We start from the raw sequence: 15,616 nt of genomic DNA, 5'->3' as shown, positions 1-15,616 counted from the left end.
CAATTCTGGAGGGCGTCATGGGTATTATCGGCACTATTCTAATCGGCCTGATCGTGGGTTTGATTGCCCGTTTCCTCAAGCCTGGCGATGACAGCATGGGCTGGATCATGACCATCCTGCTGGGTATCGGTGGTTCCATCGCTGCCACCTACGGTGGCCAGGCCCTGGGTATCTACCAGGCAGGTGAAGGCGCTGGTTTCATCGGCGCGGTGGTCGGTGCGATCATTCTGCTGGTGATCTACGGCATGATCACCAAGAAACGCTAAACCGGTAGCCTGACGCATCGACGCCTGGCTACTCCCTGTTGGCCATTACCACCGTGAGTCCCGTCGATGCGTTACCTGCTGTTGGTCCTGCTGTTGCTGAGCGGCTTCGCCCGCGCCGAACTCCCTGAAACCGACTGGCTGGAGCTGATGCCCGAAGAGGATCAGCGTGCCCTGGAGCAGATGCCGGAGATCACCCACAACGGTCCGGAAGGGGCCGGCACCTTCGACAGCAAGGGCGGTTTGAAGCAACAGGAAAAAGGTTTGCCCGCCGTCATGTATTCGGCCAAGACGGTGCCGGCCATGAACGGCAAGAAGATCCGCCTCGGCGGCTATCCAGTCCCGCTGGAAACCGACAACGCCGGGCGCAGCACGCTGTTCTTTCTGGTGCCCTACCCGGGCGCCTGCATCCACGTCCCGCCACCGCCGCCCAACCAACTGGTGCTGGTGCGCTACCCCAAGGGCATCGCCCTGGACGATATCTACGAGCCGCTATGGGTCAATGGCACATTGAAGATCGAGTCCGTCAGCAACGATCTGGCCGATGCGGCCTATGCGCTGGATGCCAGCAGCGCGAGAATGGTCGAGGAAAACGATCTGTGATGGGAAAGCGGCGCCTTGAGGGCGCCGCTTTTTTTACTCAGGAGCGTACGACCAGCTGCATGGCCTGGCGTGCCATGTCCACCACGGCCCTGGCGAGCAGATTGAGCACCCAGCGCAGGAAGAAGGTGGTCACTTCAATCGTCGCGGGCACTGCACGGCCCAGAAAGTTGAAGATCTTCACGATCAGCGCGCGGATCGAATCGCTGATGTCCTTGCAGATCTGAGCACCCTGCACCAGAACGCCGGCAATCTGATCGAGCACCGTCATGCTCAGGGTGATCGCGCTGCCGACGACGATATTGGCCGCCTTCTTGAGCAGGTACTGCATGGCCTTGGATATCATCCACAGCGTTGCTGCGGAAAACATGGTCGGGCCGTAGCTGGCGCTTTCCAGCCAAATGTCGATTTCCCGATCAAGAGGCGGTTCCGGATTGCGATACAGCCCTGTCCAGGTAGCGTCGCCAATGGCGGGCAGGTACTGGGTCATGCGGTGTGCATTGGGGCTGATCTGCGCGCCCTTCCAGGGAATCATGCAGACATTGCCGCTGACCGGTACGTGGCTGAATGGAAAGATCGGCACCATGCTCACCGGGTCGGCACTGTGATACACCCGATGGATATTGGTGGCGCCAAGCTTGCCGCTGAGATGGCGGGCAAAGCCGCCTACACCGGTGCGCGGCGAACCGAAAGTATAGAGTTTGATCCCTGCCACGCCCAATTCGCTGAGGTGGTCCGCCGCCAGGGTAGCCAGCGCGCCGCCCAGGCTATGGCCGACACAGTGCACGGTGCTGGGGTTGCGTCCGCGCATGAAACCCTCGAGATCTTTGCGCAGGGACGAGAAGGTCTCATTGAATCCGGCATGCACAGGCCAGGTACTCGGGCCGCGCTGCAGACCGGCATTCGCATCGGTCAGGGCGTCGGCGATGCTGTCAGTGCCACGAAACGCCAGCAGCATCTCCCCCTGCCGCCCGCCCACGCCATGCACCGCATAGGCGAAGCCGGTCCGGGTACGGAAAACGGCCCCGCTGGTTCCGCTGGCCATTTGCAAATTGGAGAAATCAAAGGAGTTGCTCAAGCCGAGACGGGCAGCTTCGTCTTCCACCCCGCCCATGGACGACATGACGGCATCCTTGACGGTATAAACGTGGGTGGCGATCTGGGCAGATTGTTTGGGGCTCAGTGGGTTCACAACCGGATCCTTCTGGTCTGGTGAGAGGGCAGGCGTTATTGAAGAACGCAGATGCCAAATGTTTCTGTTTCAGGATGAGCGACGGGCTCGCTGTTCAGCTCGCAGGTGAACTTCAGCGGCCGGTCCTTCACCTCGCCCTGATCGTCGTAGTTGTGCTTGGTGAACACCCAGCCTTTGTGTTCCTTGCCCTGGAAGCGCAGCGTGATGCGCTGGCCGATCACCGGCTCGTGAGGCATGAAACCGGCGGTCAGTGACTTGGCCGTCACGGCCGGAAAATGGAAGCGACCTTGTGCATCGCTTTGCACCCTGTTCTTGCGGTGCTCGTTCTTCCAGTGCCAGTGATATTCCTGCTCGATCTCCACGCCTTGCGCGGGCTTGCCATCGAGCAACACGGTGCCCTCGACCTCGGAGAACAGATAAAGCGTCTTGGAAAAAGCCATGGCGTAACCCTGTGTGAGTAGTCCGATAAGCAGCAATGCGCAGCAGGAAAGTGTTTTACGGTTCAAGGTCGTTCCCTCGCCGAATGGCTGAGCGTTTCGGGACGTGCCGCACGTTGATTGCTGCGGCAAGGCGAAATCAGCGGCGCTATGCGCAGACTGATGAAGTAGTCATGCCTGTGAGCAGGCGGTTTCTTCGAGCGGGATTTCTGCCCATGGCTGGCGCTGCAGTATAGCGACGGGGCCAGCTGGGATTTCTTGAGCATGTTCGCACTCTCCTTGTGTCGTTGATCGCCTGGGCTCAGCAGCCCAGCAATCGCTTTTGCCGGCGCGCCGGCGCATCCGTTGCAAACAGAACGCTGGTCGGCTGGTAGCGCGCGAGCAAACTGGCCGCTGCACGTCTCTGCCGCTGTGTACCGCTGCGCAGCACGGCCATGCACTGTCTTTCGCTGAACGGCTGGCCCAGCAGATACCCGGTGCCTGGCTGCAAGCTGTGCTGCTGACCTTGCCACCATTGCTCGACCTGCTGCGGATCGGGCCAGGGCAGGTCGATGTCCGGGTCCATGGCGACGTTGGCGTCGGACGGATCATCGGTAGGGCCTTCGTCGTAGTCGGGATAGACGCTCAATTCCAGGTCGAGTTCCGCGAGGTCGGCGCCAGTGATCAGGCTGAATGCTTCGCCCGCAGCGCGGGCCGTGGGCAGTTCGTGCATCTGGCGGATCAGCCAGGCTATGGTCTGCGGATCACCGAGCAGGCCGATGGCCTGGATCGCCATATGGCGGTGCGCCTCGCTCTGCATCAGGCCGCGCAACCAGGCGACGCTGGCCTCCCGCGGTTGCCAGGCGAGCAGCACCTCGAGCGCAGGCCGGCGCCGTTCACCCGGCTGTTCGGCGAACAGGCGCAGGTTGCCGAGCGCTTCCTGATCACCCATCTGGACACTGGCCGAGTTGCTCCAGAAGCGGACGTCATCGTCGCCGTGGAGGCGGTGCTGACGCAGCGGCTGCAGCAGATCGCGACGCCGCAGAGTGCCAGCCAGCCGAGCCGCGGCAGCCAGTACGCTGGCATCACCGTGGCCGAGGGCCGACAGCAGCGCCGGGCCGGGATCCTTGCCGTGCAGGGCATGGGCCGTCAGGGCGATCCGGCGACGCTGGGCGTCAGTGGCATTGAGGTCGCGCTCGATCAGCTTGGAGACCTCGTGCCACTCCAGCCAGCCCAATGCGGCGACAAGAAACGCCTCGCCCTCGGGGTTGGCATGCAGGTGCTGATACAGGGTTTCCAGTGCGCTCTCGTTGCCCAGCCGCAGCGCCAGCGCAGCCGTGGCGAATACCTCGCCTTGGGCGTGAGGGGTGAGTTGCTCCAGCAACAGATGAAGCCCCTTGAGGCCGGCGATCTGCAGACCATCGAGATGGGCCTCGATCCGCTCGTCCAGATCGCCGAGATGGGCCAGGTCATAATGCGGCGCGCTAATGGCGTAGCTGCGCAGGCCGGCTAGAAAGGCGGCTTCTTCGGCGTGCTGGTCGAGGATGATGGCGATCATTACTCGACTCGGGTCCACGAAGTGCCGTCGAAGGCCAGGATGTCATTTTCCCCGATGGACCAGAGCAGCCCATCTGCACTACTCAAGCTGTGGCAACTATTGGGGATCAAAACACCGAAGTCGACCAGCTCAAGCTGGCCTCCATTGAGCCAGTACAGTGCGTGGAGTGTAGAGATATAAAGCTTGCCCGCGAACCACTCAAGATCCCATAGATCCGAATCGGTTGCCTCATGATCGATGGTTTCCCATTGATCGTTTTTACCCTTCAAAAGAATGCCATGCATGCCGCAGGCATAAACCCAGCCATCGTCGGCACAGCACACCCGAGTGAGGTTTATGTTGGTAGGGCTGGCGCAGTTCTTCCAGGTTTTACCGTCGAAATGCCAGATTTCGCCATACCAGCCGACGGCGTAGATATTTTGCTCATTGTAGCCATGAATGGATTCGAACCCGAAAACCATGTCCTTGGCCGGTTGCTTAGGCATATCGCCGTGTAGAACGATCCAATTGCCTGGGCTTTCTCGTTTGAAAACCTGACGATCCATGCCGCAGACATAGGCAAAACCACCGATATTGCGTATCTCTCGCATGATACTCAGCGTTACGCCCGGACAGGCTATCTGCTCATCGTAATCGTCGTTGTTGCCTATCACGCGAATATTGCCGTGCTCGCCTAGCGCGATGGCTTGGTCTTTTGGCGTTTGGGTAACGCAGATCGAATGAGCGTTCCAGCGACCGATATCAAACATGCACCAATCGCCGGCATCAAGGGCATAGAACGCAGTGTGGGGTAGCTGTTCCTCTGCCAAACCGGGATCAATACATAAAGCATACGAAAGATCGTTATAGCGAACAGCGCCACCGCGAAAACGGTATCCGATGCTTTTGAAATTGAAAGTAGTCATTCTATTTCCTCATTACCGGCGGCTCATGCGGGTGCTCTGTTTGGCGCGGTCGTAACTCGACCAAGCCAGCTCAGCAACTGCGCTGTCGGTTTTACCACTGGGTGAAGACGGTATTTTCGTATCTGGTTTTACGCCCACTTCCGGACTGGAATGGTAGGCATTGAGTTGCGACTCCAGGCACTGCTGATCACATCCACTCTGAAAGACCATATTCACTGATGCCGCGCCGCATTCGGTGGCCTGGCGCAAGGTCCATGTGCCATCTGGAGCAAGTTTTTTTGCTCTGACACCTTGGTAGGTGTGCATCAAGCCGTGGGTCGCGGTCGTATTGTCAGGGCCTTCTGCACACACGCAGGGTGCTCGATCAAGGTCATATTTCGAGTTTTTGAATTGCGCTCTTAAGGAACCGCCTTCTTTGCGGGTACCTGGCTCAAGGAACGCTGAAGCTTCTATGAGATGGTGGCCTGTTTGGCCAGGGCAACAGCCCGGCTGGCGGGTTTTGCCGCGGCCTTTGGGTTTGTAGGGCGTTAGCATGCAGCGCCGAGCCTGCAGGCATTTGTTGGCTCGATTCTTACTGGCGAGTTGCTCGTAGGCGCTTTTAACGGACGTATTGGCCTGGGCCCTGGCAGGGGAGCCCTTAGCGGTAAGCGCCCGCGCTTTTTTGGCTTTCACCAGTTCCGTGGTCGGCGGGCATGGGTCCCCATCCCCATGAGGGGTGTATTCCTTGCACGCATCTTTCTCTTTCTTGATGTCTTCCTTGCACGGCCCTTCACCCTTGCTCACCGCCATCTGATCCAGATAAGGCCAGGTCGGCGTATTCCCAGGCATCGACCCATGGTTATGAGTCGTCAAATCCATATGCCGCACCACGTTCTTGCCTTCGAACTTGACGTCCATCGACCAGGAGGTGAAGTACACCTTGCCCTTGATCTTGCTGGTGATGATGCCTTTCTTCGGGGCGCGGCCAGGCTCGTCGCCGTAGCTGGTCTTGTAGTAGCTCTTGTTCTTGAGCATCACTTCCTTGCGGGTGATGCGGATGGTGCGCGTGCCCTTGGTGGTGTCCTTGGACAGCCCGGTGTTGGGGTACGGGATCGGGATGCCCAGGGGCATCGGCGGCGTTTGCGGCGGGGTGAAGCAGACGTCGGGAAAGGCGGCGATGGATTTGCCGCTGGCTGCCTTGCAGGAAATCTCCCGGTTGTTGGCATAGACCTCGTTGGCCATCAGGCTGCTCCTACCCGTTGGTAACGCAGCAACGCCACGGCGCGCTCGCCGGCATCGTTGCCCAGTTGATAGACGATGTTCGAGCCCAGGCTGTAACCCTTGCGCGAGGCGGCCAATGCCACCGCCAGCATGGCCGGGCCGATGGCCGCGCCGCATTCGCCGATGCAGTCGGCGGGGTGCCAGATGTCGAACTCCTCCTTGACCACCCGCAGCGTGCGACTCAGCGCCAGGGCGGCTTCCTTGAAGTAGTACTGCTCGCCGGAGTTGTCGGTCAGCCGGTAGTCCATCTGCTCCATACGGCAGTTGCCGTCCTTGAGCGCCGCCTGGGTGGCCTGCACCAGGCCGTCGGCGCGCAGCGGGATATCGTCGGCTTCCACGCTGGCCTTCTCGACGCCAAAGCCCAGCCCCATGCAGATCAGTTGCTCGGCGTCCTGGCGCACGGGCGCGCCGACCACCACCGCTGCCGCACCTTCGCCGGGAATGAAACCATTGGAATGGCGGCTGGTGAGCAGCCGCTGGCGCTGCTCGAAGGCGGACAGGGTGGCGGCGTTGAGAAAGGAGTCGACCCCGGCGATCAGCACGTGGCGGTGGCCGCCTTCGTGGATCAGCCGGCGTGCATTGAGCAGCGCCACGCCGGCGCTGACCCGGCCCCGCGGGATCAGCGTGGAAGCTTCATGAAAGCGCACGCCCAACTCGCACTCGATATCGCGTAGCAGGCTGGTGTCCAGGCCGTCGCTACGCCCTGGGCGATCCAGTTCGGCAACGCCGAGCAGCAGCGGCGTGGCGGCGCAATCGATGCCCGGCACGCCCGTCAGGCTTTCGGCGATGGCACGGGCAGCCATCTTCACCAGCTTGGTACGCCCGCGCCACGGCTCCTCCAGCGGCACGCTGGCAGCGACCTGCCATTCGCCGCCGGCGTCGATGAAGCGGGTTTCCTGAAAGTTGTCGAGGGCACAGCGGATCGCCGCGCAGCTGGCTGGCGCGCTCAGGCCTACGGCGCTGAGCATGCCGCTGGAGAGGATGCTGAGGGCACTCATGACAGGTCATCCTCGGTCGAACGGCTGCGGCTCAACGCGGCCAGCGACGGATAGTAGTCCTTGCCCAGTTCGCGGGCGCGCCACCAGCCCCGGGATTTCTCGCCCACCAGCACCTGAGCGATCTCGAACAGGCTGCGCTTGAGTGGCCGGCGCGTGCGCCAGGTGATTTCCACACGGTTGGCGTCGGTGTCGACCAGCAGGGTGTCGATGACCGCCTGCGCCGTTTCATGGCCACCGGTGCTGAGGAAATAGGTTACCGGCATGCGCACGCTGGGCACCCGGAAGCCGGCGCGCTCGGTGGGCAGCAGGCCGAGCAGGAAGACGTCTTCGCCACCCTTGAGGTAGTCGGTCTGCTGATCGGCCGGGGCCGCCTGGAAGTAGCGCTCGTCGAAGTCTCTGGGCAGGAAGGGAAACTGCTCGTCCTGCCAGGCCTGGTCGTAGGTGCCGGCGAAGCCGACGCGCGCCTGCCAGTGCTTGCCCAGCGGGCCGAGGGCCATGGGTTCGAAATCGCCATGGGGCGCATCCACGGGCTGGCCGAGCTTTTCGGTATTGGGCATCGGCATGCCGACCACGGTGCCACCGCCCAGGCTGCGTGGGTACCAGCCCTGGCCGGCCGGGTTGCGCAGGTTGCACAGCAACTGCTCGGGGTTGCCGGGTGCCGGGTGGTTGCCGCCGAAGGCGCTGGCGTAGGAAATGTCCTGGCGCACGAAGGGCTGTGGCGCGCCGGCGCTGGTGCCCAGGGCGCCGGGCTGCCAATGCCGCGGGCCGTACACGCTGAATGCCTTGCTGACCCGGCCGACGCGGATGCCCACGGTCAGCTGGCTGACCGGGCGGCCGCCCGGCGCATGGGCGCTGCCGCTGACCAGCACGTCGCAGTAAGGCTTGAACGGCGCGAAGTCGAACTCGCGCAGTGGCGCCGAGAGTGCCGGGTCACCGGCGAAGGTATCGCTCATCAGCAGCGGCTGCTGCTCATCGAGCAGGCGCGCCACGCTGCCATCTACCGGCAGGTCGAAGGTGCCCTTGACGATGACCACCAGGTATTCGCGGCCATCGGCGTCCAGGCCCTGATTGTAGGCGGCCACCATCCGGGTGGCGTTGAGCAGTTCCATGGGCGGCTCTTAGTTGATCTGCACCGAACCGCCCTTGATGCGGTTCACGCCGCTGGAGCGGCTGGATAGATAGGCGCCCTTGATCAGCACCTTGCCTTCGCGGGTCAGGGTGATGCTGGCCTTGCCGCAGCGCAGCACGATCTCGCGCTCGGCGCTGAATTCCAGGCGCTCGCCGTCCAGATGCGCGACGGCCGCCGGCCCCGCTGCCTGCGGCAGGCGCTGGATGCGACCGATCACCAGTGGCTGGGTCGGGTCGCCACCAACGAACATCAGCGCTACCTGGGCGCCGATGTCCTCGCGGCTGAGGGCCGTGGTGGTGGTCGCGGCGATGCCGGTCTCCAACGGACAGCCGGCAAAGGCCACCACTGGGCTGGAGGCTTTCGGCACATCGAGCAGTACGCCGATGACCACGCCGTCCAGGCGAGTGGCGGCGGCGGGAGTGTGGTGCTGGACAGTCATGGGGGCTCCTGGCGCTGATCGCGGCCTAGTTTTGCAGGATCTTCTGGCCTTTCATCACGATGTTCTTGGCGGCCTTGACGTTGATCGCCCCGGAGCCGTCGACGCTGATGTTCTTGCCACGGATGACGATGGTGCCGTCCTTTTTCATGGTGATGCTGGCGGCGCCGGTCTGCAGGGTGATCGAGTCGCCGGCCTTGAGTACGAAGTTCTTGCCGACGTTTAGGGTGTCGTCCTTGCCGATGCGGGTGTTGCGCTCGCCACGCACGTAGCGCGATTCGCTGCCGCCGACGGCGGTGGTCTGGTTGGCGCCGATGAACACGCTTTCGTTTGCGGTGACCAGCTCGGTGCGGTCGGCGCCGATGGTGATGCGCTCGTTGTTACCCACGCTTTCGGTGCGGTTGGCACCGATGCTGATGGTTTCGTTGCTGCCCACGCTCTCGGTGCGGTTGGCACCGATGCTGATGGTCTCGTTACTGCCGACGCTCTCGGTACGGTTGGCACCAATGCTGATCGATTCGTTGCTGCCCACATTTTCGGTGCGGTTAACACCGATGGTGATGGACTCGTTGTTGCCGACCTTTTCGGTACGGTCGACGCCGATGGTGATGGTCTCGTTGTTGTCCACCGTCTCGGTGCGGTCGTGTTTGACGTGCACCGTCTCGTCGTTGTCGATGGTCTTGGTGCGGTCGTGGCCGACCCAGTGGGTCTCGTCGTTCTCGACCTCGATGTCCTGGTTCTTCTCGGCATGGATGAACAACTGCTCTTCGCCCTTCTTGTCCTCCATGCGGATTTCGTTAAAGTTGGCTGGCGTGCCGCCCTTGCTCGAGCGGCTCTTGGTGCCGCTTTGCGTGGCATTGGCGGGCAAGTCGTAGGGCACCGTCTGTTCGGCGTTGTAGACGCGGCCGGTGATGATCGGCCGGTCGGGGTCACCTTCCAGAAAGCTGACGATGACTTCCTGGCCGATACGCGGAATCTGGATAGAGCCCCAGTTCTTGCCGGCCCAGTTCTGCGACACGCGAATCCAGCAGGAGCTGTTCTCGTTGGACTGATCGTGGCGGTCCCAGTAGAAGTGCACCTTCACGCGGCCGTACTGGTCGGTCCAGATTTCCTCACCCTTGGGGCCGACCACCATGGCCGTCTGCGGGCCCTGCACGATGGGCTGCACGGTCCGCGGTAGCGGGCGGAATACCTGGCTGGCGTCGATGCAGGTCAGGCTGCTGTCGAACTGGAAGTTTTCGCTGTCGCGGCCGCTCTCGTACAGGTCCTGGGTGATGGTGTATTCGCTGTCGACGATCAGGTACTCGCGGTTCTGGTCGTCGCGCGGGTAATCGGTAAGGTTGAACAGGTGCCCGCTGCCCAGGCCGCGGGCATTGCCCTTCAGGCGGATCTGCTCGTGCTGCGCCTGGATGGCCTCGATGCGATTGCGCGCGTACTGCTCGCCGTCCTTGCTCTGCACGTATTCGCCCGGGTAGTCGTAGAGCGGATAGTCGGCGTTGGCGTGCTCGCGGGCGATGCTGGAGCGTACTTCCAGGCGTGCGCTGGGGCGCTGGAAGTCGTAGTCGTTGAGCGCCAGGGAGCCGGGCTGCACTTCGTGGGCCAGGTGCCAGTCGTGAATGTGGTCACGCTCGCGCATCTGGTCGTCGAGCGGGTAGAAGGGCACGCGCGCGTAACCGGGTGCCGTGCTGTGGGCGCCGTAGGCGTCGCAGAGCACCAGCACGTGGCGCTCCTGCTCATGGCGGAAGTAGTAGTAGATACCTTCCTGCTCCATCAGCCGGCTGACGAAATCGAAGCTGGTTTCGCGGTACTGCACGCAGTAGTCCCATTCACGGTAGGAGCGGGTGAGGGCGTCCTCGAAGTCGGAAAAGCCCAGGTCGCGGAACACCTGCTTGACGATGTCCGGCACCGTCTTGCTCTGGAAGATACGGCAGTCGGAGGTGCGCGACAGCAGCCACAGCCAGGGCTTGAGGGTGACCTGGTAGCTGGCGAACTGGCCACGGTGGGCGGTCTGGCTGCAGCGCGCGACGATGCCGTGGAAGTAGCGGTCGCTGCCGTCGGCCAGTTGTACCGCCAGGCCCATGGGCTTGCCGAGCAGGGCATTGAGTTTCAGCGAGGAATTTTCCGACGCCAGGCTCAGCTCGTAGTGAAACAGGCGGCCCAGGGATTCGTTGCCGGCCAGGCGTTCCATCACCAGCACGTTGTCGCCGAGCGGGCTATTGACCTTGGCCATGCGCGACTGTTGTGTGATTGCCATGTGCGTATCCCTGCGATGCCATCCTGTGCCAAAGATAACCGGGAACACGGTTATCTGCTGAGACGCCGTTTGGAATGTGCGCTCAAATAGGCGGGTCTGTCGAAAATCGATGGGCCGATACGGCTGTGGCGTGCCGCCAGGCTGCTCGGCGAAGCTGCCAAAGGTGGCGCAAGCCCTATGAGCTTGTCCAGTAATGGCAAGGCGCCATATCTCATCGTGCGGCTTGCGAGCGCTGGCGCCTGGCCCTAAGGTGCGGCTTTGGCCGATGGCGCCCTGTCGATGAACCTGAATTGCTTTGCCCCCTACGCCGAGCTTGCCGATCAATTGTTGGCCTGCTGCGCGCCGTCGAGCGACGACGGCGCCCATGATATGTCGCACCTGCAGCGGGTCTGGGCCAATGTGCGACGACTGCAGCGTGAAGAGGGCGGTGACCTCGAACTGCTGCTGGCAGCCGTGTTGCTGCACGACTGTGTGGCGGTGGAAAAGAATTCGCCCCTGCGCTCCAGCGCTTCGCGATTGTCCGCTGCGCGCGCCAGTGAATTGCTCGCTGACCTCGGCTGGCCGAGCGAGCGCATCGCCGCCGTGTGCCATGCCATCGAGGCGCACAGTTTTTCCGCCGCCATCATGCCCACCAGCCTGGAGGCGCGCATCCTGCAGGACGCCGACCGCCTGGATGCCATCGGCCTGATCGGCGTGGCGCGTTGTTTCCATGTGTCCGGGCGCCTGGGCAGCGCGCTCTACGATGCCGAGGATATCGATGCCCGGCATCGCCCGCTGGATGATCAGCGTTTCGCCCTGGATCATTTCCACACCAAGCTGCTGGGCCTGGCCTCCGGCTTTCAGACTGTGGCTGGCGCGCGTTTGGCGCAGCAGCGGCATGGGCGGATGGTCGCCTTCCTCGAGGCTTTTCGCGACGAAACCCAGCCCTTCGAGCAGTAGAGAATCCCATGCACTACGACGTTATCGTGATCGGCCTGGGCGCCATGGGCGCCGCCACCCTCTATCAGTTGGCCAAGCGCGGTGTGCGCGTGGCTGGCGTGGACCGTTACGCGCCGCCCCATGACCAGGGCTCCAGCCACGGTGACACGCGTATCACCCGCCAGGCAGTGGGCGAGGGCGCCGCCTATGTGCCGCTGGCGCTCAACTCCCAACGCATCTGGCGTGAGCTGGAGGCGCAGAGCGGCGAAGCGCTGTTCGAGGCTTGCGGCATGCTGATGCTCAGCAGCAGCAGGGAACCGACCCGCGGCCATGGCACGGCGGACTTCGGCGGCGAAACGGCGGCGCTGGCCGCGCGTTTCGGCATCGAGCACAGCCTGCTGGATGCCGATCAAGTTCGCGCGCGGTTTCCGCAGTTCGGCAGCTTCGGCGATGCGGCCACCGGCTATTACGAACCGGGTGCCGGTTACGTGCGCCCCGAGCTGGCCATTGAGGTACAGCTGCGGCTGGCCGAGGCACTGGGCGCGGTCTTGCACAGCAATACGCCGGTCGAGGCTATCGAGTCGGATACCGGAGGCGTTCGGCTGCGCACGAGCAGTGGCACGCTGACGGCGGGCAAAGCCATCGTCTGCGCCGGTATGTGGACGGGCAAGCTGTTGGGTGCGTCGGTCGACGGCCTGCTCAAGGTCTGTCGCCAGCAACTGGTGTGGTTCGAACTGGACGAGCCCGAGCGCTTTGCCGCCGACTCGCCGGTGTACATCCTGCTGCACGGCGCGGCCGATACCGACAGTTGTTACGGCTTTCCGCCGTTGCCGGGCGAGAACGCCATCAAGATCGCCACCGAACAATACCTCGAGGGCTGCGACCCGGATACCGTGGATCGCCGTGTCAGCCAGGCGGATATCGATGCCCTGTACGACACCCACGTGGCTGGCCGGCTGCTGGGCGTTTCCCGGCGGGTGCTGAAGTCCAAGGTGTGCACCTACACCATTACCCCGGATTTCAACTTCATCATCGATGCCCATCCGCAGATGGCCAACGTGACCCTGGTGTCAGCCTGTTCGGGGCACGGCTTCAAGCATTCCGCCGGTATCGGTGAGGCGCTGGCCATGCAGCATTGCAACGAGCCGGGCACCGTTGACCTGTCGGCATTCTCGCTGGCGCGCTTCAGGTCATAACTTGCTCGAGAGCTACTGGCTTATCGACTGCAGCAAGGCAGAAGCGGACATCCAGCGTTTTGGCTTTTTTATGTTTCTCTTGTGCAAAAGTAACTGATGACGCCAATCGCCCCTTCAGGCCGGCCCCCGGAGCAATGATGGAGCGAGGGAACCCCAGCGAAGCTGGGGCCGGATGGCGGGGCTAGACCTTTTGGTTACTTTTGGGGCAATGCCAAAAGAAACCCGCTCGTCAGAGCGGAACCGAGCGCACAGGCAACTCGGTAATGCTGGCGGGCTCATTCTGGAGGGACGGGCTATGTCCATTATTTTCGCGGGCATGGCCCGCTCCCACAGATAGAGGTCTTACGTCCGCTTTCGCCACGTTGCGGCCATCGCAGGCACCCAGCGGCTAAAGATCATTGTCCGCCAGCCAGCGGTACATCACATGGCAATCCACCAGGCCCAGTGTGCGGTGGCGGTACGCCTTGGACAGGGTGCCGACGATGGTGAAGCCGTGCTTCTGCCAGAGGGCCACGGCGACCGTGTTGCTGGCCACCACGGAGTTGAACTGCATGGCCTGAAAGCCCAGCTCGCGGGCGACCTGCAGTGAGTGCTGGCACAGCGCGCTCGCCACGCCCTTGCCACGCGCCGCCGGCGAGGTCATGTAGCCGCAGTTGCACACGTGGTCGCCCGGCCCTGCGGCGTTGGCCTTGATGTAATAGGTGCCGAGGATCTGCCCGTCCTGTTCGGCCACATAGGTGGCGCGGGGCAGCTCGACCCAGGTTTTCCAGGCCGTTTCGCGGTCCATGGCCGGGTCATAGGCGTAGGTTTCCTGGCCCTGGACCACATCGCGAATGATGGGCCAGACCTGATCGAAATCGGCTTCGGTAAGAGGGCGAATATTCACACGGCTTCCTGGAGGTCGTTCACGCCTTGAACATGCGTGGGTCGTAGGTGAAATCGTAGGTGTCGACGATTTGGATACGGCTGACGGCGGGGTGCAGCGGGTTGATTACCAGGTTGCGCTCCAGCGGCAGCACCGCCGATGGCACGATCAGGCCGAGGTGGCTGACCTCGCGTAGCCAGGCGCTGCCAAAGTCCATGCTCGGGCGATCCACCGGCAGCGCGTTCCAGCCGTCTGGCAGTTCGCCGGCAGCGGGCTCCCAGTAGAGATCCGCGTCGTCCGGCAGCTCGAAACAGGTGATCTTCATCGGCATCGCTGGCGGGCCTTCGGCGTGGACGAAGGTTTCCAGGCAGCAGATGCCGGGGCTGAGGCCCATGTACACCGCGGCGATATCCTGCTCGTTCCAGCGCCCGCCTTCGATGGCCGCGCCACGCCCGGACAAATCGGTCGCCCGCTTGGCCTTGGCCACGCGCCAGGCGCGCATCAGGCCGCGCCACCCCAGTCGAGCGCATTGAGCACCCGACGTACCTGCTTGGCGCCGATTTCCGTCTCGCAGAGCATGATCGGCGCCTGCCCGCCGAGCGAACGATTGGCGCGGGACATCCACTCTGCAGCGGCCTGGCGGCTTTCGAATACGTCTTCAGCCAGTTGGCAGACCATGGCGATTCGATCCAGGCGCTCCGAGGCGACCGGGTCGAGTACCTTGCGCTCGCGGCGGCGGCGTTCGAGGGTCGAGATCGAGGCGTTGAGGAGAATTTCCAGGCTGCGCTCGGGCAGGGTGAAGGTCGCCTTGACGGCCTGCACCAGGTCGGCAGCGAAGCCGTCCCTGATCTGCTGCAGGCGCTCGGCTTCGCTGAGCTTTTCCCGGCCGGCGCTGAAATCCCAGAAGGCAGCGACCACGGGCGAGTGGTCGTCCTTGCCCTCTTTGGCCTGACGCATTGCGGTAACGGTCATGCTGCCTCCTTCATTTGAATAAAAATAAACGTCAAATGAAGGTTACTCCTTTTTGCCCGCGCTTGCACGTCCAACTGGCGGATGGCAGCTAGTGATCGTAGCCTTCGGCGATGTGCTGGTCCTTGAGTTTCACGTAGTTGCCGGCGGTGTAGCTGAAGAAGTTGCGCTCCTTGTCGGTCAATGGGCGTGCCTGTTTCACCGGGCTGCCGACGTACAGGAAACCGCTCTCCAGCACCTTGCCCGGTGGCACCAGGCTACCGGCGCCGATGATCACGTCATCCTCGACCACCGCGCCGTCCATCACCGTGCTGCCCATGCCGACCAGGATGCGGCTGCCCAGAGTGCAGCCGTGCAGCATCACCTTGTGGCCGATGGTCACTTCGTCACCGATGATCAGTGGAAAACCATCCGGGTTGAACGGCCCGGCGTGGGTGATGTGCAGCACGCTGCCGTCCTGCACGCTGGTGCGCTTGCCGATGCGGATGCGGTGCATGTCGCCGCGGATCACGGTCAGCGGCCACACCGAACTGTCCTCGCCGATTTCCACGTCGCCGATGACCACCGCCGAGCTATCGACGAACACCCGATCACCGAGCGTCGGTTTTGTGCCCTGATACGTACGAATCGCCACGATAGAAACCTCTGAAGTTACGT

17 protein-coding genes are annotated in these 15,616 nt (G+C 62.8%); 4 read left to right on the top strand and 13 right to left on the bottom strand.

Going from position 1 to position 15,616, the window contains the following annotated elements; translation table 11 throughout:
- The first annotated feature begins 17 nt into the window (after window positions 1–17).
- Together BM154_RS16185 and BM154_RS16180 are read left to right on the top strand one after the other, a co-directional pair.
- Window positions 18–266, top strand: a complete 249-nt coding sequence (locus BM154_RS16185; RefSeq protein WP_070884944.1) for a GlsB/YeaQ/YmgE family stress response membrane protein — start codon at window positions 18–20, stop codon at window positions 264–266.
- A 66-nt stretch (window positions 267–332) separates the two neighbouring features.
- Entirely contained in the window at window positions 333–866 is a 534-nt protein-coding gene (locus BM154_RS16180) for a DUF3299 domain-containing protein (protein ID WP_074886249.1), read from the top strand.
- A gap of 37 nt (window positions 867–903) precedes the next feature.
- On the opposite strand, the gene BM154_RS16175 is transcribed toward BM154_RS16180, so the two are convergent.
- From BM154_RS16175 to BM154_RS16130, 9 genes are all read right to left on the bottom strand, one after another.
- Window positions 904–2,055, bottom strand: coding sequence for a lipase family protein (locus BM154_RS16175; RefSeq protein ID WP_074886247.1), 1,152 nt, complete (start codon window positions 2,053–2,055; stop codon window positions 904–906).
- 35 nt (window positions 2,056–2,090) lie between these two features.
- Window positions 2,091–2,561, bottom strand: a complete 471-nt coding sequence (locus BM154_RS16170; RefSeq protein ID WP_074886245.1) for a DUF6795 domain-containing protein — start codon at window positions 2,559–2,561, stop codon at window positions 2,091–2,093.
- 232 nt (window positions 2,562–2,793) lie between these two features.
- Entirely contained in the window at window positions 2,794–4,029 is a 1,236-nt protein-coding gene (locus BM154_RS16165) for a TIGR02270 family protein (RefSeq protein WP_074886243.1), read from the bottom strand.
- The gene (locus tag BM154_RS16160; protein ID WP_074886239.1) at window positions 4,029–4,934 is read right to left on the bottom strand and encodes a beta propeller repeat protein; all 906 of its coding nucleotides are present in this window, start codon (window positions 4,932–4,934) and stop codon (window positions 4,029–4,031) included. Before BM154_RS16160 ends, BM154_RS16165 begins: the two co-directional genes overlap by 1 nt.
- Before the next feature lie 12 nt (window positions 4,935–4,946).
- A complete protein-coding gene (locus tag BM154_RS23590) occupies window positions 4,947–6,155 on the bottom strand; it encodes a PAAR-like domain-containing protein (RefSeq protein ID WP_083414590.1) in 1,209 nt (402 codons plus the stop codon).
- Window positions 6,155–7,192 (bottom strand): 3-oxoacyl-ACP synthase, encoded by a 1,038-nt coding sequence (locus BM154_RS16145; protein ID WP_074886235.1) that lies wholly within the window; start codon window positions 7,190–7,192, stop codon window positions 6,155–6,157. The genes BM154_RS23590 and BM154_RS16145 overlap by 1 nt, the downstream gene beginning before the upstream one ends.
- A complete protein-coding gene (locus BM154_RS16140) occupies window positions 7,189–8,301 on the bottom strand; it encodes a DUF2169 family type VI secretion system accessory protein (protein WP_074886232.1) in 1,113 nt (370 codons plus the stop codon). Before BM154_RS16140 ends, BM154_RS16145 begins: the two co-directional genes overlap by 4 nt.
- A 9-nt stretch (window positions 8,302–8,310) precedes the next feature.
- Complete coding sequence (locus tag BM154_RS16135) at window positions 8,311–8,760, bottom strand: DUF6484 domain-containing protein (protein ID WP_074886229.1); 450 nt, start codon at window positions 8,758–8,760, stop codon at window positions 8,311–8,313.
- A 25-nt stretch (window positions 8,761–8,785) separates the two neighbouring features.
- Window positions 8,786–11,011, bottom strand: coding sequence for a type VI secretion system Vgr family protein (locus BM154_RS16130; protein ID WP_074886226.1), 2,226 nt, complete (start codon window positions 11,009–11,011; stop codon window positions 8,786–8,788).
- Window positions 11,012–11,290: 279 nt separating this feature from the next.
- On the opposite strand from BM154_RS16130, the gene BM154_RS16125 reads away from it, so the two are divergent.
- Window positions 11,291–11,950 carry an HD domain-containing protein gene (locus tag BM154_RS16125; RefSeq protein WP_074887135.1) on the top strand — a complete coding sequence of 220 codons (660 nt, stop codon included), beginning with the start codon at window positions 11,291–11,293 and terminating at the stop codon, window positions 11,948–11,950.
- A gap of 8 nt (window positions 11,951–11,958) precedes the next feature.
- Complete coding sequence (gene solA / locus BM154_RS16120; RefSeq protein ID WP_074886223.1) at window positions 11,959–13,125, top strand: N-methyl-L-tryptophan oxidase; 1,167 nt, start codon at window positions 11,959–11,961, stop codon at window positions 13,123–13,125.
- 388 nt (window positions 13,126–13,513) lie between these two features.
- On the opposite strand, the gene BM154_RS16115 is transcribed toward solA, so the two are convergent.
- The 4 genes from BM154_RS16115 to BM154_RS16100 all read right to left on the bottom strand — a co-directional run bounded on the left by BM154_RS16115 (window position 13,514) and on the right by BM154_RS16100 (window position 15,593).
- A complete protein-coding gene (locus BM154_RS16115) occupies window positions 13,514–14,011 on the bottom strand; it encodes a GNAT family N-acetyltransferase (protein WP_074886220.1) in 498 nt (165 codons plus the stop codon).
- A gap of 19 nt (window positions 14,012–14,030) precedes the next feature.
- Entirely contained in the window at window positions 14,031–14,492 is a 462-nt protein-coding gene (locus BM154_RS16110; protein WP_074886217.1) for an RES family NAD+ phosphorylase, read from the bottom strand.
- Window positions 14,492–14,962: a type II RES/Xre toxin-antitoxin system antitoxin gene (gene parS, locus BM154_RS16105; protein WP_074886214.1), complete on the bottom strand. Its 471-nt coding sequence runs from the start codon at window positions 14,960–14,962 to the stop codon at window positions 14,492–14,494. Before parS ends, BM154_RS16110 begins: the two co-directional genes overlap by 1 nt.
- 88 nt (window positions 14,963–15,050) lie before the next feature.
- Window positions 15,051–15,593 carry a gamma carbonic anhydrase family protein gene (locus BM154_RS16100; protein WP_013793436.1) on the bottom strand — a complete coding sequence of 181 codons (543 nt, stop codon included), beginning with the start codon at window positions 15,591–15,593 and terminating at the stop codon, window positions 15,051–15,053.
- Window positions 15,594–15,616 lie beyond the last annotated feature (23 nt).

Origin of the sequence: Phytopseudomonas argentinensis (genome assembly GCF_900113905.1) — a bacterium.
GTDB lineage: Bacteria > Pseudomonadota > Gammaproteobacteria > Pseudomonadales > Pseudomonadaceae > Aquipseudomonas > Aquipseudomonas argentinensis.
The sequence above is the reverse complement of the archived record's forward strand: the minus strand, read 5'-3'. Positions and strand labels throughout refer to the sequence as shown.

Bases quoted from the DNA above. Each gene is read 5' to 3' on its own strand.
- BM154_RS16185 (WP_070884944.1), top strand. From the start codon at position 18: ATGGGTATTATCGGCACTATTCTAATCGGCCTGATCGTGGGTTTGATT.
- BM154_RS16180 (WP_074886249.1), top strand. From the start codon at position 333: ATGCGTTACCTGCTGTTGGTCCTGCTGTTGCTGAGCGGCTTCGCCCGC.
- BM154_RS16165 (WP_074886243.1), bottom strand. From the start codon at position 4,029: ATGATCGCCATCATCCTCGACCAGCACGCCGAAGAAGCCGCCTTTCTA.
- BM154_RS16160 (WP_074886239.1), bottom strand. From the start codon at position 4,934: ATGACTACTTTCAATTTCAAAAGCATCGGATACCGTTTTCGCGGTGGC.
- BM154_RS23590 (WP_083414590.1), bottom strand. From the start codon at position 6,155: ATGGCCAACGAGGTCTATGCCAACAACCGGGAGATTTCCTGCAAGGCA.
- BM154_RS16145 (WP_074886235.1), bottom strand. From the start codon at position 7,192: ATGAGTGCCCTCAGCATCCTCTCCAGCGGCATGCTCAGCGCCGTAGGC.
- BM154_RS16140 (WP_074886232.1), bottom strand. From the start codon at position 8,301: ATGGAACTGCTCAACGCCACCCGGATGGTGGCCGCCTACAATCAGGGC.
- BM154_RS16135 (WP_074886229.1), bottom strand. From the start codon at position 8,760: ATGACTGTCCAGCACCACACTCCCGCCGCCGCCACTCGCCTGGACGGC.
- BM154_RS16130 (WP_074886226.1), bottom strand. From the start codon at position 11,011: ATGGCAATCACACAACAGTCGCGCATGGCCAAGGTCAATAGCCCGCTC.
- BM154_RS16125 (WP_074887135.1), top strand. From the start codon at position 11,291: ATGAACCTGAATTGCTTTGCCCCCTACGCCGAGCTTGCCGATCAATTG.
- solA (WP_074886223.1), top strand. From the start codon at position 11,959: ATGCACTACGACGTTATCGTGATCGGCCTGGGCGCCATGGGCGCCGCC.
- BM154_RS16110 (WP_074886217.1), bottom strand. From the start codon at position 14,492: ATGCGCGCCTGGCGCGTGGCCAAGGCCAAGCGGGCGACCGATTTGTCC.
- parS (WP_074886214.1), bottom strand. From the start codon at position 14,962: ATGACCGTTACCGCAATGCGTCAGGCCAAAGAGGGCAAGGACGACCAC.